At 76.0% G+C, this 19,144-nt stretch carries 16 protein-coding genes; 5 read left to right on the top strand and 11 right to left on the bottom strand.

Translation table 11 applies throughout. From position 1 onward, the window contains the following. Window positions 1-4 precede the first annotated feature (4 nt). From ACFU9A_RS19680 to ACFU9A_RS19665, 4 genes are read right to left on the bottom strand one after another with little or no spacing between them, the layout of a single operon-like run. Complete coding sequence (locus ACFU9A_RS19680; RefSeq protein ID WP_430576998.1) at window positions 5-640, bottom strand: PIG-L deacetylase family protein; 636 nt, start codon at window positions 638-640, stop codon at window positions 5-7. Further along, window positions 637-1,848 carry a polysaccharide pyruvyl transferase family protein gene (locus tag ACFU9A_RS19675; RefSeq protein WP_430576997.1) on the bottom strand — a complete coding sequence of 404 codons (1,212 nt, stop codon included), beginning with the start codon at window positions 1,846-1,848 and terminating at the stop codon, window positions 637-639. Before ACFU9A_RS19675 ends, ACFU9A_RS19680 begins: the two co-directional genes overlap by 4 nt. A gap of 7 nt (window positions 1,849-1,855) precedes the next feature. Next, a complete protein-coding gene (locus tag ACFU9A_RS19670; RefSeq protein WP_430576996.1) occupies window positions 1,856-2,707 on the bottom strand; it encodes a sugar phosphate nucleotidyltransferase in 852 nt (283 codons plus the stop codon). Next, complete coding sequence (locus ACFU9A_RS19665; protein WP_430576995.1) at window positions 2,704-4,125, bottom strand: glutamate-1-semialdehyde 2,1-aminomutase; 1,422 nt, start codon at window positions 4,123-4,125, stop codon at window positions 2,704-2,706. The genes ACFU9A_RS19670 and ACFU9A_RS19665 overlap by 4 nt, the downstream gene beginning before the upstream one ends. A gap of 182 nt (window positions 4,126-4,307) precedes the next feature. Here ACFU9A_RS19665 and ACFU9A_RS19660 point away from each other — a divergent pair, with 182 nt between their 5' ends. Further along, the gene (locus ACFU9A_RS19660) at window positions 4,308-4,874 is read left to right on the top strand and encodes a dTDP-4-dehydrorhamnose 3,5-epimerase family protein (protein WP_430576994.1); all 567 of its coding nucleotides are present in this window, start codon (window positions 4,308-4,310) and stop codon (window positions 4,872-4,874) included. On the opposite strand, the gene ACFU9A_RS19655 is transcribed toward ACFU9A_RS19660, so the two are convergent. Genes ACFU9A_RS19655 through ACFU9A_RS19645 form a run of 3 tightly spaced genes read right to left on the bottom strand, consistent with a single transcriptional unit; the run spans window position 4,846 to window position 8,377 of the window. Beyond that, window positions 4,846-6,045 carry a class I SAM-dependent methyltransferase gene (locus ACFU9A_RS19655; RefSeq protein WP_430576993.1) on the bottom strand — a complete coding sequence of 400 codons (1,200 nt, stop codon included), beginning with the start codon at window positions 6,043-6,045 and terminating at the stop codon, window positions 4,846-4,848. The two genes, ACFU9A_RS19660 and ACFU9A_RS19655, sit on opposite strands and share 29 nt — an antisense overlap. After that, a complete protein-coding gene (locus ACFU9A_RS19650) occupies window positions 6,042-7,346 on the bottom strand; it encodes a methyltransferase domain-containing protein (RefSeq protein ID WP_430576992.1) in 1,305 nt (434 codons plus the stop codon). The genes ACFU9A_RS19655 and ACFU9A_RS19650 overlap by 4 nt, the downstream gene beginning before the upstream one ends. Further along, entirely contained in the window at window positions 7,343-8,377 is a 1,035-nt protein-coding gene (locus tag ACFU9A_RS19645) for an NAD-dependent epimerase/dehydratase family protein (protein WP_430576991.1), read from the bottom strand. The genes ACFU9A_RS19650 and ACFU9A_RS19645 overlap by 4 nt, the downstream gene beginning before the upstream one ends. A gap of 197 nt (window positions 8,378-8,574) precedes the next feature. Between ACFU9A_RS19645 and ACFU9A_RS19640 the strand changes: the two genes are divergently transcribed. The 4 genes from ACFU9A_RS19640 to ACFU9A_RS19625 are packed head-to-tail and all read left to right on the top strand — an operon-like array spanning window position 8,575 to window position 14,202. Continuing rightward, window positions 8,575-10,623, top strand: coding sequence for a glycosyltransferase (locus ACFU9A_RS19640; protein WP_430576990.1), 2,049 nt, complete (start codon window positions 8,575-8,577; stop codon window positions 10,621-10,623). Then, a complete protein-coding gene (locus ACFU9A_RS19635; RefSeq protein WP_430576989.1) occupies window positions 10,620-11,990 on the top strand; it encodes an O-antigen ligase family protein in 1,371 nt (456 codons plus the stop codon). The genes ACFU9A_RS19640 and ACFU9A_RS19635 overlap by 4 nt, the downstream gene beginning before the upstream one ends. Then, window positions 11,987-13,012, top strand: coding sequence for a glycosyltransferase family 4 protein (locus ACFU9A_RS19630; protein ID WP_430576988.1), 1,026 nt, complete (start codon window positions 11,987-11,989; stop codon window positions 13,010-13,012). Before ACFU9A_RS19635 ends, ACFU9A_RS19630 begins: the two co-directional genes overlap by 4 nt. Beyond that, window positions 13,009-14,202, top strand: coding sequence for a glycosyltransferase (locus ACFU9A_RS19625; RefSeq protein WP_430576987.1), 1,194 nt, complete (start codon window positions 13,009-13,011; stop codon window positions 14,200-14,202). The genes ACFU9A_RS19630 and ACFU9A_RS19625 overlap by 4 nt, the downstream gene beginning before the upstream one ends. On the opposite strand, the gene ACFU9A_RS19620 is transcribed toward ACFU9A_RS19625, so the two are convergent. The 4 genes from ACFU9A_RS19620 to pth form a co-directional block, all read right to left on the bottom strand. Then, the gene (locus tag ACFU9A_RS19620) at window positions 14,141-15,361 is read right to left on the bottom strand and encodes a glycosyltransferase (RefSeq protein WP_430576986.1); all 1,221 of its coding nucleotides are present in this window, start codon (window positions 15,359-15,361) and stop codon (window positions 14,141-14,143) included. The genes ACFU9A_RS19625 and ACFU9A_RS19620 overlap by 62 nt on opposite strands. After that, the gene (locus ACFU9A_RS19615) at window positions 15,358-17,166 is read right to left on the bottom strand and encodes a hypothetical protein (RefSeq protein WP_430576985.1); all 1,809 of its coding nucleotides are present in this window, start codon (window positions 17,164-17,166) and stop codon (window positions 15,358-15,360) included. The genes ACFU9A_RS19620 and ACFU9A_RS19615 overlap by 4 nt, the downstream gene beginning before the upstream one ends. Continuing rightward, window positions 17,163-18,362 carry a glycosyltransferase gene (locus ACFU9A_RS19610; RefSeq protein ID WP_430576984.1) on the bottom strand — a complete coding sequence of 400 codons (1,200 nt, stop codon included), beginning with the start codon at window positions 18,360-18,362 and terminating at the stop codon, window positions 17,163-17,165. Before ACFU9A_RS19610 ends, ACFU9A_RS19615 begins: the two co-directional genes overlap by 4 nt. Before the next feature lie 114 nt (window positions 18,363-18,476). Next, a complete protein-coding gene (gene pth, locus ACFU9A_RS19605) occupies window positions 18,477-19,079 on the bottom strand; it encodes an aminoacyl-tRNA hydrolase (RefSeq protein ID WP_430576983.1) in 603 nt (200 codons plus the stop codon). Between the last annotated feature and the right edge of the window lie 65 nt (window positions 19,080-19,144).

Genomic DNA, 19,144 nt, shown 5'->3' with positions numbered 1-19,144 from the left:
CCGCTCACCAGCGCACCACCGCCTTCCGCACGACGAACGCCTCGGCGTATCGCTCCCGGCACTCCATACCGCGCAGCCGCATCAGCCCGAGGAACACCTCGTCGTCCCACCAGTCGTGGCCGCGCTGGGACGCGTAGTGCCGGTGGAGCAGCTCGACCTTGCGGCGGGCGTCCGCCTCGGGGACGGGGACGTACGTCGTGGGCCGTCCCATGTCCCCGTCCCACTTCGGGATCTCGTAGTGGAGGACGAGGGCGTCGCGCCACACGGTCGGAGCGAGCTCTCCGACCAGCCGGTGGTCCTGGTGGGCGTCGTCGGGGCGCGGCGCCATCACCACGTGGGGGTCCGGCAGGCGCTCGGCGTGCTCGTGGAGTGCACGCTTCACGGCGCCCCAGTGCTCCGGCAGCCGGCCGTCGGGCAGCCGTGCGAATTCCGAGGAGACCCCGGGGACGAAGGCCTCGGCCGACCTCACCGCCTCCGCCTCGCGCTCGTCGTCCCCCGTGAGCGTGAGGAACGAGACCTTGGCCCCACCGCGCGCGTCGAGGGCGAGCAGCGTCCCCCCGCAGGCGATCTCGACGTCGTCGGGATGCGCGGCCAGGGCGACCACGCGCAGCTCGTCGTCGCCGGCCAGCAACGGCATCATGGGACGACCTCCCCCAGGACACGCCCACCCAGCGGCTCCGCTGTCGTCGCCGAATGCGCCGTCGTCGCCGGAAGGACAGGGCTCAGCCCCAGCAGTCGTGCCACCTGGCGTGCCTGGGTGGCGAGCTCGGACCGTGCCTCCTGAAGCGCACGACCCGAGCTTTCGTCGGGAGCGTCGGTCGCGGCCGCCGCAGCGACCACCTGACGAGCGACGAGCTCCGGGTCGAAGTCGTCGACGGCGTGTGCACGGAGAGGATCCCCGAACCGCTGCAGCAGCCATCGCTGCTTGGGTCCGTAACCGAGGGACACCGCCGGGATCCCGCAGCGGACCGCGGCCACCAGGTTGTGATAGCGCACCGCGACCATGGCCCGGCTTCCCCGTAGCACCCGCTCCAGGCCGGCGAAGGACTCCGCCGAGGCGAGCACAACGTGAGTGGGGTCGGCGACGACCTCCTCGACCGCTCGCGCCGTCGGCGCGTCGGCGGCGTCCCCACCGACAAGCACGACGTCCATCCCCTGGGCGACGACGGAACGGACCAGCCGCGCCGTCCGGGACAGGTACTCGTCCTGGCCCTCGGCGGGGGCGCACCAGTCGAAACGCACGACTCCCACGGCCACGCGCGGCCGCTCGGAGACAGCCTCGTCCGGCGAGGGTAGAGGCAACGCGAACGCGAGGTCCGGCACGACCCGGGGTCGCGGCGCACCGCTGTCGGCGACGACGTCCGCCGACCCCTCGTCGCGGGTCGTCACCGATGTCGCGGTCCGGAGCACGACCCGGAGCAGGGCCCGCGTGACCGGCCCGCCCAGCCCGTCGGCGCCCACGGACAGCAGCACGAAGGGTCGCCGTCGGAGGCGGGCCACGATCCCGTAGCAGGCGAGCGTGAATGGCGGCCCCCACGGGTGCACCGCGTGCCCCTCCAGGATCCCGGTACCAGGAACCAGGACGGCGTCGAGGCGCCCCACGACCCGCCACGCCTGGCGCAGGTCGGCGAACTTGCCGAGGGCGCCGCGCCAGCCGCCGCGGGGCGCGGACGGTGACGACAGCGGCCACGCCGGGAGACCGCGCTCCCTCCGGGCGACGTCGGGCGCATCGGTGAGGACGACGGGGTCAGTGCCGCCGTGGTCACGAAGGAGGCTGAGCGCGGCGTCCAGCGACGCCTCGTTGCCGAAGTTCCGGTAGCCGAACTGCCCGACCAGGCCGACGCGCACTGCGCTCTCACGCCGTCGCACGGGCCCGCCCCACCACGTCGCCAACCTCGACCTCCGGCACGCGACGCACGCCGGGACGGCCGGCGCGGTCCCACACCGCCCACGGCCGGTCGCCCACGCGGTTCATCTCCTCCAGCGCGGACCGCTCCTTGAGCGTGTCCATCGGGGCCCAGAACCCGGTGTGCGGGTGCACGCGGAACCGGCCGTCGCGGGCGGCGCGGACGCAGGCGTCCATGACGAGGTCCTCGCCCTCGTTCAGGTAGTCGAAGATGCCCTGGCGCAGCACGAAGTAGCCGCCGTTGATGCACATGGTCATGTCGGCCACGGGCTCCAGGTCGCGCATGGTGCCGTCCGGGTCGTAGCGCACCACGTGGAACGAGTCCTGCGGCGGCACGGCCATCAGCGAGCCGACGGCGTCCGTGGCCAGGAAGTCGTCGACGATCCTGTCCATCGGCGCGTCGGTGAGCACGTCCCCGTAGTTGGCGAGGAAGACCTCGTCGTCGTCGAGGTAGCGGCGCACCCGGCGCAGGCGCTCGCCGATCGCGGTGTCCATGCCGGTGTCGACGAAGGTGATGCGCCACTCGCTGATGTCGCTGCTCAGCAGCTCGACCTGCTCGCCGCCCTTGGTGAGGACGAAGTCGTTGGAGTGCGTCTCCTGGTAGGTCAGGAAGTAGTCCTTCACGGCGTTCGCGCCGTACCCGAGAGCGAGGACGAACTCCGTGTGCCCGAAGTGCGCGTAGTACTTCATGATGTGCCACAGGACGGGCCGCGACCCGATCGGCATCATCGGCTTGGGCAGCGAGTCCGGGCCGGAGCGCATCCGCATCCCCAGCCCGCCGCAGAACAGCACGACCTTCATGACGCACCTCCCGGCGTCGAACCTTCGTCCTCGTGGCGCACCCGGCGCGGCGCGGCCCTGTCCCGCAGCGCGGGCGCCACCGGGCGCCCGGCGACGAACCCGTCCGTGGAGCCCGCGTCGAGCGCGGCGGCGTAGACCGGCAGCGCCCCCGCGACCGCCTCGACCGTGCGGTCGACGTCCACGTCGGTGTGCGCGGCGGAGATGACGAACGACTGCGCGAGCACGCCGCGGCGCAGCAGCTCGGCGAGGAACAGCGTGCGGTACGCCTGCGACGGCCTCCCGCCGGGGTCGCGCGTGCCGAAGACCAGGCACGCCGGGTGGCCCGAGACCGTGACCTGGCCCGTGAGCCCCGCGGCGTCGACCACCTCCTGCACGCCCGCGCGCAGCCGCTCGCCCTGCGTGGCGAGGACGGCGGGGACGTCCCGCGCGGCGTACTCCTGGTGCACGGCCAGCCACGCGGCCAGCCCCGCCGTCTCCGCGCCGTGGGTCGTGGACAGCAGGAAGACGCGGCGCTGGTCGGTCGCGAGGCCGCCGAGCTCCATGAGCTCGCGCCGGCCCGCGAGCGCCGAGACGGCGAACCCGTTGCCGAGCGCCTTGCCCCACGTCGACAGGTCCGGCACCACGCCGAACACCGACTGCGCACCGCCGGCCGACCAGCGCATCCCGGTGATGATCTCGTCGAAGACCAGCAGCACGCCCTCGCGGTCGCACAGGGCGCGCAGCCCCTCCAGGTAGCCGGGCGGCGGGCTCGCGTGCGCGGTGGCGGCCTCCAGCACGAGCGCGGCCACGCGGCCCGGGTGCAGGGCCAGCAGCGCCTCGGCCGCGGCCAGGTCCCCGTACGGGAAGCTCACGGTGAGGTCGGCGACGGCCGTCGGGATGCCCGCGTCCATCGGCGTCGTGCCGATGAACCAGTCGTCCGTGGAGAAGAAGGGGTGGTCGGCGCACACGGCCACCAGGTCGCGGCCCGTGGCCGCGCGGGCCAGCCGCACCGCCGCGGTGGTGACGTCGGAGCCGTTCTTCGCGAACTTCACCATGTCGGCGCCGGACACCTGGGCGCAGAACGCCTCGGCGGCGTCGAGCTCCCACGTGCTGGGCCGCGAGAAGCTCACGCCGTCCGCGATCGCCCCCGCGACGGCGTCGACCACCGGCCGGAACCCGTGGCCGAGGGTGACGGAGCGCAGCCCCATGCCGTACTCGACGTACTCGTTCCCGTCCACGTCCCAGACGTGCGCGCCCGCACCCCGCGCCAGCACGGGCGCCATGCCCTCCGGGTACTGGTCCGCGCCGCGCGCGTACGTGTGCGCGCCGCCGGGCACCAGCCGGTGCAGGCGCGCCTGGGCCGCCGTCGAGCGGTCGAACGACGGGCCCGCGACGGCCGCGCCGCGAGGCCGCGGCGTGTGCTGCGCCAGCTGCGTCATGGTGTCCCCCAGCGAGGCGGATCGGGCGGTGGGTCGTGGAGCCTGGTGGGGCCGGCAGGGGCCGGCCCCGCCGCCAGTCTGCGGCGCCGTACCAGACGGTTGAAGGGGCCGCGGGCCTTTTCATCCGGTGCCCGTACCGAGTTCACCCGACCTGCCGGGCGCCCGATTCGTACGGTGGTGCCATGCAGGTGCTGACCACCACTCTCGACGGCGTGCTGCTGCTCGCGCCCACCCCGCACCGGGACGACCGCGGCCTGTTCACCCGGACCTTCGACGCCGACGTCGCCGCCCGGGCGGGCCTCGACCCGGCGGCGTTCGTGCAGGACAGCCAGTCGCGGTCGCGACGCGGCGTCGTGCGCGGGCTGCACGGCCGCGTCGGGGGCGGCGAGGCCAAGCTGGTCCGGGTGGCGCACGGTGCCGTGCACGACGTGGTCGTCGACGCGCGGCCGGGCTCTCCCACCTTCGGGCGGTCCGAGGCCTTCCTCCTCGACGACGTCGACTTCCGGGTCCTGTTCGTGCCCCGCGGGTGCCTGCACGGCCACCAGACCCTCACCGAGACCGCCGACGTCTGCTACCGCATCGACGCCGAGCACGACCCCTCCGAGGACGTCGCCGTGCACCACCTCGACCCCGCCCTCGGCGTCGAGTGGCCCGTGCCCGTCACCCTCGTCAGCGACCGCGACGCCGCCGCCGGGTCCTGGACCGCGCTCGTTGCGCGGCTCACCGCAGGCGACCACCGTCCCGGCTGAGCGGCTCGACCTCGACGAGCTCCGGCTCGGCGACGACCCAGCGCCCGCCGAACGCCTCCACCTCCGGGTGCGCCGAGCGGACCTCGTCGAGGAGGTCCGGCACCAGCAGCAGCACCCGGTCCGGCCGGACCTCGGCGAAGAGGTCCGGCCCGAGCACCGGCACGCGCGGGCCGGGACCGCCCGGCATCGCCCGGCCCTGCTTCGCCGGCGACGCGTCCACGACCGCCAGCACGTCGTCGGCGGTCACGCCCGCGAGCGCGAACAGCGCGACGGCGCGCGACGCCGCGCCGTACGCCACGACGCTCCCGGTGCGCACGTCGAGCCAGTGCCGCAGCTCGGACGCCGAGCGGGCCACCTGGCGCTGGAGCTCCTGCACCGAGGACGGCTCGGTGGTGCCGGCGGCGGCCTCCACGACCAGCTCCGCGGCGACGAGCCCGGCGGCCGACTCCGCCCCCGCGAGCGCCGGGCGCGACCCCTCGCGCGCCAGCGCGACCAGCCGGGTGCCGCCGTACAGCGGGTACCGCCAGAGCCCCACGGGGACGAGGCCCACGGCGCGAGCCGCCTCCACGAGGACGGTCAGGGAGTAGTAGGCGAAGTGGCCGTGGCGCAGGGCGTTCCACATGCCGTCGCGCACGATGACCGACAGCGGGTGCACGTGCAGCGCCAGCACTCCGTCGGGGGCGAGCGCGTCGACCCGCAGGTCCCACGCGGCGCGCTGGTCGGGCTCGTGCATGAGGCCCAGCGAGTCGATGACGAGGTCGGCGGCGATCCCCGGCACCGTGCCGGGCCCGTCCAGCAGGACGGCGTCGGGCACGATCTCCGGCAGGTGCTCCAGCCACGAGCCGCCGTGCGGGCTGCGCATCTCGCCCACCCACGCGCCGGGGTGGAGCAGGCCGGCGGCGAGGAGGTCCGCGACGCCCGAGCGTGCCTGCGCGACCAGCGCGGCGGGCTCCACGCCCCGCGGCTCCTCGGGTCCGGTCGGGTCGTGCTCGAGCTGGGCGAGCCGGCACCGGTCGCACATCACCATGCGCAGCGGGTGCACCGGGTCGGGCGACGGGTCCTCGGGCTCCGGGAACAGGTCGGCTGCCGGCTGGGCGCCCAGGTCGAGCACGACCGTGGCGCGGTCGGACCGGCACCACCGGCAGCGCCACTCGGGCACGACGGTGCTCACGTGCCCGGCTCGAAGACCTCGAGGCGCGGCAGGAACGTCACCAGCCTGCCGCCCCAGTCGGCGACGTGGGCGAGCTGGGCGGAGATCTCCCGGCGCAGGTTCCACGGCATGACGACGACGTAGTCCGGGCGGGCGGCGTCGAGCGCCTCGGGCGCGTGGATGGGGATGTGCATGCCCGGTGTGAACCGCCCGTGCTTGTACGGGTTGCGGTCGACGGCGAACTCGACGAGGTCCGACCGGATACCGCAGTGGTTGAGCAGCGTGTTCCCCTTGCCGGGCGCCCCGTACGCGACCACCCGCTTGCCCTCACGGCGCGCGGTGAGCAGGAAGCGCAGCACGTCGTCGCGGACGGCGGCGACCTGCTCGGCGAACCCGGCGTGCCCGTCCACGGTGTGCAGCCCCGCCGCGGCCTCGGCGGCGAGCACGCGTGCGACGGCGTCCGACGGCTCCGGAGGCGCCCCTGCGGGCGTCGGCGTCGACCACGTGCGCAGCGACCCGCCGTGGCTGGGCAGCTCGTCGACGTCCACCACGGTGAGCCCCGCGGCGGCGAGGACGCGCTGCGTGGTCAGCAGCGACAGGTAGCTGTAGTGCTCGTGGTAGATGGTGTCGTACTCGTTGCCCTCGACCAGCCGGAGCAGGTGCGGGATCTCGATGCTCACCAGGCCGTCGTCGGCGACGAGCTGCCGCAGCCCGCGGGAGAAGTCGAGGATGTCGGGCACGTGCGCGAACACGTTGTTGGCGACGACGAGGTCGGCGGGGCCGTGCTCGTCGCGCACGCGGCGCCCGGTCTCGTCGCCGAGGAACTCGACCACGGTGGGGACGCCGCGCTCGACGGCGGCGGCGGCCACGTTGCCCGACGGTTCGATCCCGAGGCAGCGGATCCCGCGGTCGACGACGTGCTGCAGCAGGTAGCCGTCGTTGCTCGCGACCTCGACGACGAACGACCGGTCGGGGGTGAGCCCGAGCCGTTCGACGGCGCCGTCGACGTAGCGGCGTGCGTGCTCCACCCACGACGCGGAGTAGGAGGAGAAGTAGGCGTAGTCGTCGAAGATGTCCTCGGCCGGCACGTAGGCGGGCAGCTGGACCAGCAGGCACTGCTCGCAGACCCGCACGTGCAGGGGGTAGAACACCTCGGGCCCGTCGACCTGCTCGGCGGTCGGGTAGCTCTCGCACGGCGGGGACATCCCGAGGTCCACGAACGTGCGCGTCAGGGGCGCGCCGCACAGGCGGCACGACGGCGCGGGCGGGGTGGACCCGTCCGGCGCCGGGGCGGCGTGCCGCGCCGCCGACACGGCGGTCATGCCGGCACCGCCGTGGTCCGCAGGTTCTCGAGGTCGAGGGCGCCGCTGGCGGCGAGCTCGCTCACCCGGTGCAGGCGGACGAAGCGCGGGCCCTCGAAGTCGTCGGCCGTGAGGCCGAACCGGTGCGCGTCCTCCCAGATCTGCCGGATCCCGTCGGGCACCGTCCAGCGGGGCGCGGCGGCGGGCAGCTCGGTGCGGATGCGGGTGAAGTCCACCTTGTAGTTGCGGGCGTCGGCGCCCGCGCCGGCGGCGAAGGTCACGGGCGCCCCGGTGATCTCACTGACCTGCTCGGCGACGGTCCGGATCTGGACGACGTCCTCGTCCCGGCCGACGTTGAAGGCCCGGTCGTGCACGACCTCGCGGGGCGCCTCCATCGCGGCGAGGAAGGCCCGCGCGATGTCCTCGACGTGCACGAGGGGCCGCCACGGCGTCCCGTCGGACGCGAGCCGCACCTCGCCGCGGGTGTACGCGGTGCCGGTGAGGTTGTTGACGACGATGTCGGCGCGCAGCCGGGGCGACGAGCCGTACGCGGTCGCGTTCCGCAGGAACGTGGGCGAGAAGTCGTCGTCCGCGAGGCCCGAGAGGGCGCGCTCGGCCTGGATCTTCGACTCCCCGTAGGGCGTCACCGGGTGGAACTCGGCGCCCTCGTCGACGGGTGCGTCGCCCGCCGCCCCGTACAGGGAGCACGAGGAGGAGAACAGGAACCGCGGCACGCCCGCCGCGCGCGCCGCCCGCGCCATGCGCACGGCCCCGTCGGTGTTGACGGAGAACGTGGCCTGCGGGTTGAGGTGCCCGAGCGGGTCGTTGGAGATGGCGGCGAGGTGGACGACGGCGTCGAAGCCGACGAGGTCCTCGGGCCGCGCGTCGCGGACGTCCCCGGTGCGCTGCTCGTACCCCGTCACGGGTGGGCCGAAGTCGCAGCCGTCGTACCAGCCGGCGTCGAGCCCGACCACCTCGTGGCCCGCCGCCTGCAGGAACGGCACGAGGACCGCACCGACATAGCCCCGGTCACCATCGACGAGCACTCGCATCGTCGTCCCCCGTCGTCGTCGTCCGGCCGGTCGTCGGGGCAGGGTGGCCCCGGACCGGTGGCATCTCAGCCGCCTCGACGCTAACCAGCACCGCGCGTCCCGCGTGAGGGTTGCCCGGGGTGAAATGGCCCGTGACCCGGGTGATTCCGGGCCCCTGGCGTTCCGCGCTCGTGGTCCGGCGGCGAGGATCGGGAGCCATGAAGGTCCTGCGTGTCTCCCACAGCGCCGTCGTGGACGCCTGGCGCGAGCGGGAGCGCGAGCTGCGCCGCAGCGGCGACACCGTCCGGGTGCTCACCGCGGCCGTGTGGGACGAGGGCGGGCGCGACGTCCGGCCCGCGCCGCGGGCGGGCGAGGAGCTCGAGACCGCGGCCACGCTGGGCCGCCACCCCGCCCTGTTCCTCTACGACCCGCGCGTGCTGTGGCGGCTGTTCGGCGAGCGGTGGGACGTGCTCGACATCCACGAGGAGCCCGTCGCCCTCGCCACCGCGGAGGTCCTGGCGGTCCGTGCCGTGCGCCGCCTCGTCGACACGCTCCGCGGCCGCCGCCCGGGCCGCCTCGCGCCCTTCCTGCTCTACTCGGCGCAGAACCTGCTCAAGCGCTACCCCCTGCCGTTCCGGGCCCTCGAGAGCGCCGCCCTCCGCCGCGCGGCCGCGGTGGTCACGTGCAACCACGACGCCGCGCGCATCGTGCGCTACAAGGGCGCGCAGGGCCTCGTCACCCGGATCCCGCTGGGGGTGGACACCCGGCTCTTCAGCCCGTCGGCCGCCCCCGCCGAGCGACGTCCCGGCGGCCGGGTGCGCGTCGGGTACGCCGGGCGGCTGACCGCGCAGAAGGGGGTCGACGTCCTGCTGGCCGCCGTGGCGGACGACCCCGGCCTGGAGCTGGTCGTCGCCGGGGCGGGGCCGGAGGAGGCCCGCCTGCGGCGCCTGGGCGCGCCGCTCGCCGGCCGCGCCGTCTTCCTCGGCCCGCTCGACACCGAGGAGCTGCCGGCGTTCTACCGCGGGCTCGACGTCCTCGTCGTGCCGTCGCGGGACACCCCCGGGCTCGCCGAGCAGTTCGGGCGGGTCGTCGTCGAGGCGATGGCGTGCGGCACCCCGGTCGTGGCGACCCGGGTCGGCTCGGTCCCCGACCTCGTCGCGGGTGCCGGTGTGCTCGTGGCGCCCGGCGACCCGGACGCGCTGCGGGACGGCATCCACCAGGCGACGCGGCCGGGAACGGCGCGCGTGCTCCGCCAGGCGGGGCTCGACCGCGCCCGCGAGTGCTCGTGGCCGGAGGTCGCCCGGCAGTACCGCGCGGTCTACGAAGCGGTGCGCGGCGAGCCCGCCGCGGCCGCGGCGGTCGTCCCGGCCGCGCCGGTCGCGCCGGTCGCGTCCGGGGGGACGACCCACCGGCCCCGGGTCGAGGTGGTCGTGGTCGCCTACGGCCGGCCGGAGCTGCTGCGGACCGCGCTCGAGCCCCTGGCCGGGGCCTACCCCCTGACGGTCGTGGACAACTCGTCCGACCCGCGGCACCGCGCGATCACCGAGGCCTGCGAGGGCGCGTACCACGACCCGGGGCGGAACCTCGGGTTCGCGGCCGCCGTCAACCTCGCCCTCGCGCACCGCCAGGACCCGGGCGCCGACCTGTTCCTGCTCAACCCGGACGCCGTCGTCGGCCCGGACACCGTGACCGCGCTCCACACCGCCCTGCACGCGGACCCGGGCCTGGCGAGTGTCGGCCCGGCGCAGGTCGACTCCGCCGGGACCCCCGGCCGCGTCGCGTGGCCGTTCCCCTCCCCCGCCCGGGCGTGGCTGGAGGCCGCGGGGCTCGGGCGGCTCCGACTCCCGCGGGAGCGCACCTTCGTCATCGGCTCGGCCCTGCTGGTGCGGGCGTCGGCGCTGCGCAGCGTGGGCGTGCTCGACGAGCGCTTCTTCCTCTACGCCGAGGAGACCGACTGGGCGTACCGCGCGGACCGGCAGGGATGGCGGCACGCCGTCGTCCCGACGGCGGAGGTCGTCCACGAGGGCGCGGGGACCGGGGGCGACGACCGGGTCCGCGAGCTGCACTTCCACGCCTCGCAGGAGCGCTACCTCCGCAAGCACTACGGCACCGCCGGCTGGGCGGCCGCCCGCGCCGCGCTCGTCGCCGGAGCCGCGGTGCGGTCGGCGGCGCTGCGCGGCACCCGCCGCGCGGGTGCGCAGCGCCGGCTGCGCGCCTATCTCGCCGGCCCCGCCCTGCTGGAGGACGCCGAGGTGACGGCCCCGTGAGCGGCGTCGGCCCCCGCGTCGACCTGCGCGCGGCGACAGGCTCGGTCACCTGGACGGCCGTCGCCGCCGTCGCCGTCCTGGCCGTCACCTACGTCATCGCGCACGACGTCACCCTCGGCGCGGCCGCGGCCGCCGTCGTGCTCGTCGTGGGCGTGACCGTCTACGACCCGTCGCTGGTCCCGGTCGTCGCGATGCCGACCTTCGTGGTCGCCGCACGGGTGGGCGGCGACGCCCTCAACATGTCGCTGGGCGACGTGACGCTGTTCGCCACGTTCTGGGTCGCCGTCCTGTTCTCCCCGCGCCCCTTCACACCGGCGCTGCGCTCCATGCTGTGGCTCTCGGCCGTCTACCAGCTCGCCACGCTCTTCGCCGTGGTCGCGACGCCGTTCCTGCAGAACGGCGTGGAGTGGTTCCACGCGTGGCTCCTCGTGGGCGGTGCCCTGGTGGTCGGCTGGGCGGTGGGCCGGTCCGGTCGGGCGACGCTCGGGCTGACGCTCCTCACGCTCCTGGTGCTCGTCATCGCGCTGAACGCGTGCGCCGTCGGGGCGGTCCAGCTCGCGCAGGGCAACCTGTCCCCCGTCTACCCGAGCTGGCCCTTCGCGCTGCACAAGAACCTCGCCGGGCCGCTGTTCATGTCCGTCGCTCTGCTCGCCTTCGTCCGCCAGCCGTGGCTGCACTGGCCCGCGTGGTTCCGCATCCCCGCGTTCTACGTGCTGGTCCTCGGCATGATGGCCGTCCAGTCCCGGCAGGCGATCGTCGGCCTCGGCGTCGGGCTCATCGTGCTCGCCCTGCGCCCGGGCCACGGCCGCAGGATCGCACCGGTCCTCATGCTGCTGACGATGGTCCCCGCCGCAGTCTTCGTGGCCGGGCGCGTCCAGGACGACCTCTCCGGCACCGACCCGTTCAACTCGACCGCGTTCCGCGCCGCGGGCATCGAGGGCGGCTTCGCCGTCTGGCGGGAGCACCCGTGGTTCGGGGCCGGCCTGCGCTGGTGGACGGTGGGCCCCGAGCCCGGCTTCCAGCCGCCGAACGCGGTGGCCGAGGTGCTCTCGTCCGTCGGGGTCGTCGGGCTGGCAGGGTTCGCCGTCCTCATGCTCGGCACCCTCGGGGTGGCCTGGCGGATGGACCGGCGGTACGGGACCCTCGCCGTGGCCCTGCTCGCGTCCCGCCTCGTGGCCAGCCAGTTCGACCAGTTCTGGGTGGCGATCATCGTGTCGCTGCCGTTCGTGCTCGTCGGCGTCTGCCTGGGCGCGGAGGGGTTCGACAAGGCTCCGGGCGCGCCGCCGCCCACGGCGCTGCGCCGTGCCGCCCGTGCGTCCGGCCGCGGCACGGAGCCGCGCACCCCGGCCCCGGTGGGGACGCCGTGAGGATCGCCCACGTCGTCGTCACCGACGCGTACGCCGGGGTCGAGGCGCACGTCGCGCGCCTCGCGCTCGCGCAGGCCCGGGCGGGCCACGACGTCACCGTGGTGGGCGGCGCCGCCGGCCCGATGCGCGCCGTCGTCGGCGACGCGGTCCGGCTGCTGCCCGGGTCGACCGTGGCCCGGGCCCGCCGGTCCGTCGGCGCCGTCCCCCGCCCCGACGTCGTCCACGCGCACATGACGGCGGCCGAGGTCGCCGCCTGCCTCGACGCCCGGGTGCTCACGCGCCGGGTCCCGCTGGTCGTGACCCGGCACTTCGCCCTGGCGCGCGGGCGCAGCCTGGGCGGCCGGGCCGCCGCGCACCTCGTCCGGCGCACCGTGGCGGCCCAGATCGCGATCAGCCGCTACGTGCAGGACCGGATCGACGGGCCGAGCGAGGTCGTCGTCGCCGGCGTGGACCGGCGGCCGCCGCCGCGCGGCGCGGCGCTGCGGTCGCCCGTGGTGCTCGTCGCGTCGCGGCTGGAGCCGGAGAAGCACGTGGACGCCGGTGTGCGTGCCTTCGCCGCCTCGGGCCTCGCGGGCCGCGGCTGGCGTCTGCAGGTCGCGGGCGGTGGCTCCCTCGAGGTCGCGACCAAGGAGCTCGTCGGGGAGCTCGGGCTGGACGGCGCCGTGGACCTCCTCGGGCACCGCGACGACGTCCCGGCGCTCCTCGCCGACGCCTCGGTCTTCCTGGCCCCCACACCGGGGGACGGCTTCGGGCTCAGCGTGCTGGAGGCGATGGCGAGCGGCACCCCGGTCGTCGCCGACGGGTCGGGCGGCCACGTCGAGTCCCTGGGGCCCGCGGGCGGGCCGGGCCTGTACGCCACCGGCGACGTCGTCGACGCCGGGGAGCGCCTCGCGCGTCTCGCCGCCGACCCTCGCCTGCGCGACCGGTACGGCGCCGCGCTGCAGTCCCGGCAGCAGGCGGAGTTCTCCCTCGCGCACCAGGCCGAGGCCACCGAGCGGGTGTACCGGAGCGTGCTGTCATGAGCCCCGCGCCGGGCGACGGGCCCGACCTGGTCGTCATGTCGCTGGAGCCGTGGGACGAGGTCTGGCGCCGCAACCAGCACCTCGTCGCCGGGCTCCTGCGGGAGCGGCCCACCCTGCGCGTCCTCTTCGTCGAACCGGTGAGCGACCCGCTGCACGCCCTCTCGCGGGGCGGGTGGCCGCGGCGCGGCCGCGGGCTGCGGCCCGCGCCGCCGGTGGACGGCGTCGGGCCGCGGCGGCTGTGGCTGCTCCAGCCCACCAAGCTCCTGCCGCGCCGCGTCGACGGGGGCGGCGACGCCCGGCGGGCCGCCGGCGTCGTCCGCGCCGCCCGCCGCCTGGGACTCGCCCGCCCGGTGCTGTGGGTCAACGACCCCTACGGCGCCACCCTCGCCCGACGCAGCCGCTGGCCCGCCCTCTACGACGTGACCGACGACTGGACGGCCGCGACCCGCGGCGCCGCGGAGTCGCGCCGGGTCGCCGACGGCGACCGCTACCTCGTGGAGCACGCCGCGGCCGTCACCGTCTGCTCGCCCGCCCTCGCCGCGCGCAAGGCCGACGCCCGCTCGCTGGTGCTCGTCACCAACGGCGTCGACCTCGAGCGCTACCGGCGCCCCGCGGCCCGGCCGCACGACCTCCCGGACGGCCCGACGGCGGTCTACGTCGGCACGCTGCACACCGACCGCCTCGACGTCGCGCTGTGCGAGGCCACCGCCCGCGCGCTCGGCGGCGACGGCACCCTGGTGCTGGTCGGCCCCGTCGCGCTCGAGCGGCCCGCCGCCGACCGCCTCCGCCGCGCGGGCGTCGTGCTCCTCGGCGCCCGGGCCTTCGACACCGTGCCGGCCTACCTGCGGCACGCGGACGCCCTCGTCGTGCCCCACGTCGTCGACGAGTTCACGGACAGCCTCGACCCGCTCAAGCTGTACGAGTACCGCGCGGTGGGGCGGCCGGTCGTCTCGACCCCCGTCGCAGGCTTCCGCGACACGGCCGACCCGCACGTCGTGGTCGCGCCGGCGGAGCGGTTCGCCGGCGCCGTGCGTGACGCCGTCCTGTCGCGCTCCGCCGAGTCCGACGCGCCCACCGCGCCCGACGGGCCGGCCGAGCCGATCCCCACCTGGGAGCGTCAGGTCGCGCTCATGCGGGACGTGGTCGACGCCGTCGGCGCGGGGCGGCGGCCCGCTCCCACACCGCCGTGACCGCGCGGGCGGTCTCGCGCGCCGGGAATCGTCGGGTCGTGTCGTCGTACGCCGCCCGCGCCCGCTGCTGGGCGGCACCCGGGTCGTCGAGCACGGCCAGGACCCCCGCCGCGAGCGCGGCCGCGTCGCCCGGCGCGACGAGCACGCCCAGGTCCCGGCCCTGCGGGCGCAGGATCTCCGGGACGCCGCCCGCGTCCGTCGCCACCACGGGGACGCCGCGCACCGCCGCCTCCACGACCACCTGGCCGAACGGCTCGGGGACGGGCGAGGCGTGGACGCACACGGAGAGGCGGTCGATCTCCGCGGCCGGGGCGTCGCTGAACCCGACGACCTCCACGACGCCGCGCAGCCCGAGGCGGCCGATCTCGTTCGCGACGGCGTCCGCGTAGCCGTCGGCGCCGAAGAGGGCGCCCCCGACGAGGCGGAAGCGGGCGTCGGGATGCCGGTCCAGCACCGCCGGCGCGGCCCGGACCAGCTCCAGCTGGCCCTTGGTGGGGCTGAGCCGGCCCACCAGCCCGACGACCTTGCGGTCGGGGACGACGCGTGCCTCGAAGGACGGCAGCGCCTGGTCCGGTGCGAATCCGGGGTGCACCACGGTGAGGTCCCGCACCCCGGGGAGCGTCCGTGCCGTGGCGCGCGAGTTCGCGACCACCGCCCGCGGGCCGCGCCGCGCGAGCGCGCGCAGCACGCGGACGGCCGCCGCGGGCAGGTAGTCCGTGGCGATCCGGTCGTGCACGCTCCACACCACCGGGACCCGGCACCACCGCGCGGCCAGCAGCCCGACGACGTCGGCCCGCAGCGAGTTGGTGTGCACCACGTCCGCGCCGGACCCTCGGAGCAGGCCCGCCACCCGGACCACGAGGCGGGCGGCGTCGCCCGCCGCGAGGAGCGCGCGCCACGAGCCCGCGAGCGCGTGCCGGTCCATCCCCCGGGTGCGAGGGCCGGCCGGCACGACCACGGTCGGCACGCCGGCCGCCCGCAGCCGGGCCACGAGCGGGCCGTCGTCGAGCAGGACCGCCCGGAGCTCCACGCGCCCCGGGTCGAGCTCCGTCGCGAGCCGCAGCAGGGCCAGCTCGCCGCCGCCCAGCGACGCCGTGTGGTCGACGACCACCACCCGCAGCGGCCCGGGTCGTGCGCCGCGGCGGCGACGGCCGGTCACGACCGGCGCGCGGTCCGCAGGAGCCGACCGATCGTGGGGGCCACGTCCGCCGGCGTCGGGTCGGACCCGGTGTCCGCGTCCGCCGTCGTCTTGCCCGGGCCGGCGCCGGTGGGCGGGAAGGTCGGGGGCCGGCGGGAGTGTCCCGCGTGCCCCCCGTGCCCGGCCGGCCGGTGCGTCGCGGCTGGTCGGGGCGGCCCGCCCGCCTCCGGCGCCGCTGCGTCGTCATCGGGCGCCTGTACGGGCGCCTGTACGGGCGGCGCGCCCGTCGGCGACGACTGATCGGACGACGTCTCCTCGGGCTCGGGCGCCACGGCGGCAGCCTCCGCGTCGACGGGGTCGCCGTACGTCGAGGCGTAGACCATCCTGCTGTCGCCCTTCACCCCGGCGAGCGCGACGCCGGTCAGCGGCACCCCGTTGATCCGCAGGCGCTCGGCGGCCTCGGCCAGGACGCTCCGGGCGGTGCGGCCCGCCGTCGCGACGAGCACGACGCAGTCCGCGAAGGCACCGAGGATCGTCGCGTCGGCGGCGGCCAGCACGGGCGGCGCGTCGATGACGAGCACCTCGCCGGCGTCGCGCGCCGCCTCGATCGTCGCCCGGACCCGGTCGGTCGCCAGGAAGTCGGCGGGGTCCATCGTCGGGTCGTGGAGCGCGAGGAACCGGAGGTTCGGCACCTGGGTGGGTCGCATCCCGTCGGGGTCGGTGCCCGGCCCGTTCGGCCGCGGCAGCAGGTTCTCCATGTCCGGCCTGCGCAGGTCGCCCGACACCGCGACCGTGCTGCGCCCGCTCATGGCCCAGGACGCCGCGAGGTTCGCCGCGATGAACGAGCGGGGGGCGTGCGGGTCCGTGGCCGTCACCACGACGACGGCGTGCTCCACGTCCTGCATCGCCACGTGCAGCGCGGTGCGCAGCTCCCGGATCGACTCGGTGAACGGGGACGCGACCCTGCTCGAGATCGGCAGGACGGGCGTGCGCCGGTAGGACTTGGCGGCGCGCGTCACCCCGTACAGCTCCGCGATCACCGGGACCCCGGCCGCCGCCGCAGCGTCGGGCCGGGCCCGGACCCGCGAGTCGAGGGCACGCCGCGCCAGGGCGAGGCCCACGCCGACCGCGAGCCCCGCGAGCGCCCCCAGGAGGACGATGCTCGCCCGCGGCAGCCCGACGACCACCGCCGACGACCCGGTCGCGGGCGTCAGCACCTGCGCGGGCGTCACGATCGACTCGAGCGTGCTCCGGCTCGCGGAGAGCGTCTGGTACTGGTCGATGATCGTGGAGCGCTCCGCACCGGCCAGGGGGTCCTTCGGCGAGTCCGCCACCTGCTTGTCGACGGCGCCGAGCTGGTCGCGCAGCGCGTCGCGCCGGGCGTCGAGCTCCGCGATCTGGTCGTCGATGACGCCCGGCAGGCTCCCGACGTACGCGGAGGCGACCGCGTTCGCCAGCTCGACCGCGCTCTCCGGCGTGCTGGCCGTGGTGGTGACGGTCATGATCTGGCTGCCCGCGTCGTACTGGCCGGACACCTGTCCCGCGAGGGCCTTGGGGTCGGCGCCGCCACCCACCGCCTTGGCGACCGACCTGAGGACGCCCGGCGCCTCGACCAGCCGGGGGTCGGTGTCGACCGTGGTGGTGGTGGCGGTGGAGGCGGTGTCCCCGCCCAGGTCGACCGCGTTGATCTGGACCGAGGCGGTCGCCTCGTACAGTTCCGGCTTCCGGTCGGCGTACACCACCGCGGCGGCGAGGGCGAGCACGACGGAGGCGACGACGAGGTACTTGCCCGCCCACATCACCCGCAGGAACTCCCGGACGGTCATCGGACCCCGACCTCTCCGCGCGTGCCCGGCGCCCGGGCCACCGCGACCTCCTGCGCCACCACGGCCTGGAGCCGGGCGACGAACGCGTCGCGGGAGAACCCCTTGACGTGAACTCCGATGGCCTCCTGGTCCCAGGAGCGCCTCAGCGCCGCCTCGATCCCCTCGGCGACCTGCGCGGCCTCCGGGCGCTCCACGTACAGCCCCGTCACGCCGTCGACCACCGTGTCGAGATAGCCGCCCCTGCCGAGCGTCACCGCCGGGACGCCGAACGCCGCCGCCTCCAGGGGCGTGAGGCCGTAGTCCTCGTACGACGTGGCCACCAGCAGCGAGGCGTTGCCGTAGAGCCAGCGCAGCTGCGCGTCGTCGACCTTGCCGACGAGCCGCACGCCGTCCTCCCGCCCGGCGGCGGGCGTCCCGGGCGCGACGAGGGCGTCGCCGGCCAGCCGCTCGAGCCGCTCGCGGTCCGGGCCGACCCCGACCACGACGAGGGGCAGCCGCAGCCGGCGTGCGGCCGCGACGACGACGTCGACGTTCTTGTACGGCAGCAGCCGGGCGACGCAGAGCAGGTAGCCGGGAGCCACGCCGGGCACCGGGGACGCGGGGCCCTCCGGCTCCATCGCCGGCGGGGGCGGCACGACCTCGGCGTCGATGCCGTAGGCCTCGCGGACGGCGTCCCGGGCGACCGTCGAGACGGCCAGGTAGACGTCGGCCCGTGCGGCGGCGGCCGTGTCCGAGGCCCGCAGCCCGGGGCCGAGGAGGTCGAGCGCCGCCCCGGCGAGCCCCGTGCGCCACCGGTCCTTCCAGGCACGGCCGGAGGCCCCGGAGAGGTAGCGGTCGCGCTGGTAGAGCCAGCGGGCGGGGGCATAGCAGTACACCACCGTGCGGCGGGCGCCGCGGTAGCGGTGCGCCCAGCCGCTGGAGCTGGCGAGGAGCACGTCGGCGTCCACGGCCTGGCTCTCGACCGCGCCGCGGAGCAGCGGCAGGGCCAACCGGTGGTTGCGCCGCAGCAGCCCGACCCGGTCGAGCCGCGAGGGTCGCACGTCCAAGTCCGCGAACTCGGGATACGTCCCGTCGGGGTGGTACAGCGTCGTGTAGAGCGGCGACGACGGGAAGGCCTGGGCCATCGTCAGCGCCACCCGCTCGGCGCCCCCGCGCTGCGTCAGGTAGTCGTGCGCCAGTGCCACCGTCGGGCCCATGGTTCCTCCTCGTGCGGACGGTCGAGACCGCCCGTCGAGCGTAAGGAGACCGGAGCACGGAATGGGCCCGGGCGGGGCCATTCCACCCGGGTGAACTGGCCGGTCAGGACCCCCTCAGACCTTCGTGTGGAACTTCCCCTGGGCCGCGAGCAGCCCCTCGGCCAGCACCATCTCCACGGCGTCGGCGGCGTCGTCGACGAGGATGGGGAGGTCCTTGCGCTCGGTGCCGGAGAAGTCCTTGAGGACGTGGTCGGCGGTGTCCATGCGGCCCGGGGGGCGGCCGACGCCGACGCGCACGCGCACGTAGTCCTTGGTGCCGAGCGCCTTGGTGATGTCGCGCAGCCCGTTGTGGCCGCCCTCGCCGCCGCCGGACTTGAGCTTGATGGTGTCGAACGGGATGTCGACCTCGTCGTGCACGACGACCACCTGCGCGGGGTCCACGCCGTAGTACTTGGCCAGCCCGGCGACGGGGCCGCCGGACGTGTTCATGTACGTCGTGGGCTTGGCGAGCACGACGCGCGGGCCGGGGCGCCCGCCGGGCAGCACGCCGAGGCGGGTCTCGGCGACGACGGCCTGCGCGCGGGCGTGCCGCGAGAACCGGGCACCGGTGCGCTCGGCGAGCAGGTCGAGCACCATCTGCCCGACGTTGTGCCGGTTGCCGGCGTACTTCGGGCCGGGGTTGCCGAGCCCGACGACGAGCCAGGGGGTGTCGGTCATGCCAGTCCTCTCAACGCGCTGTGGGCGCGAGCTCGGCGCCGTCCCTCGAGGGACGGCGCCGAGCT

The organism is Isoptericola sp. NPDC057653 (genome assembly GCF_042799955.1).
Classification (GTDB): Bacteria; Actinomycetota; Actinomycetes; order Actinomycetales; family Cellulomonadaceae; genus Isoptericola.
Note: the sequence above shows the minus strand (reverse complement) of the source record. Positions and strands in the feature narration are given on the sequence as shown.

What these genes read in the sequence shown, in the direction of transcription:
- ACFU9A_RS19640 (WP_430576990.1), top strand. Translation starts at nt 8,575, where the DNA reads ATGAAGGTCCTGCGTGTCTCCCACAGCGCCGTCGTGGACGCCTGGCGC.
- ACFU9A_RS19660 (WP_430576994.1), top strand. Translation starts at nt 4,308, where the DNA reads ATGCAGGTGCTGACCACCACTCTCGACGGCGTGCTGCTGCTCGCGCCC.
- ACFU9A_RS19610 (WP_430576984.1), bottom strand. Translation starts at nt 18,362, where the DNA reads ATGGGCCCGACGGTGGCACTGGCGCACGACTACCTGACGCAGCGCGGG.
- pth (WP_430576983.1), bottom strand. Translation starts at nt 19,079, where the DNA reads ATGACCGACACCCCCTGGCTCGTCGTCGGGCTCGGCAACCCCGGCCCG.
- ACFU9A_RS19645 (WP_430576991.1), bottom strand. Translation starts at nt 8,377, where the DNA reads ATGCGAGTGCTCGTCGATGGTGACCGGGGCTATGTCGGTGCGGTCCTC.
- ACFU9A_RS19625 (WP_430576987.1), top strand. Translation starts at nt 13,009, where the DNA reads ATGAGCCCCGCGCCGGGCGACGGGCCCGACCTGGTCGTCATGTCGCTG.
- ACFU9A_RS19680 (WP_430576998.1), bottom strand. Translation starts at nt 640, where the DNA reads ATGATGCCGTTGCTGGCCGGCGACGACGAGCTGCGCGTGGTCGCCCTG.
- ACFU9A_RS19615 (WP_430576985.1), bottom strand. Translation starts at nt 17,166, where the DNA reads ATGACCGTCCGGGAGTTCCTGCGGGTGATGTGGGCGGGCAAGTACCTC.
- ACFU9A_RS19650 (WP_430576992.1), bottom strand. Translation starts at nt 7,346, where the DNA reads ATGACCGCCGTGTCGGCGGCGCGGCACGCCGCCCCGGCGCCGGACGGG.
- ACFU9A_RS19670 (WP_430576996.1), bottom strand. Translation starts at nt 2,707, where the DNA reads ATGAAGGTCGTGCTGTTCTGCGGCGGGCTGGGGATGCGGATGCGCTCC.
- ACFU9A_RS19665 (WP_430576995.1), bottom strand. Translation starts at nt 4,125, where the DNA reads ATGACGCAGCTGGCGCAGCACACGCCGCGGCCTCGCGGCGCGGCCGTC.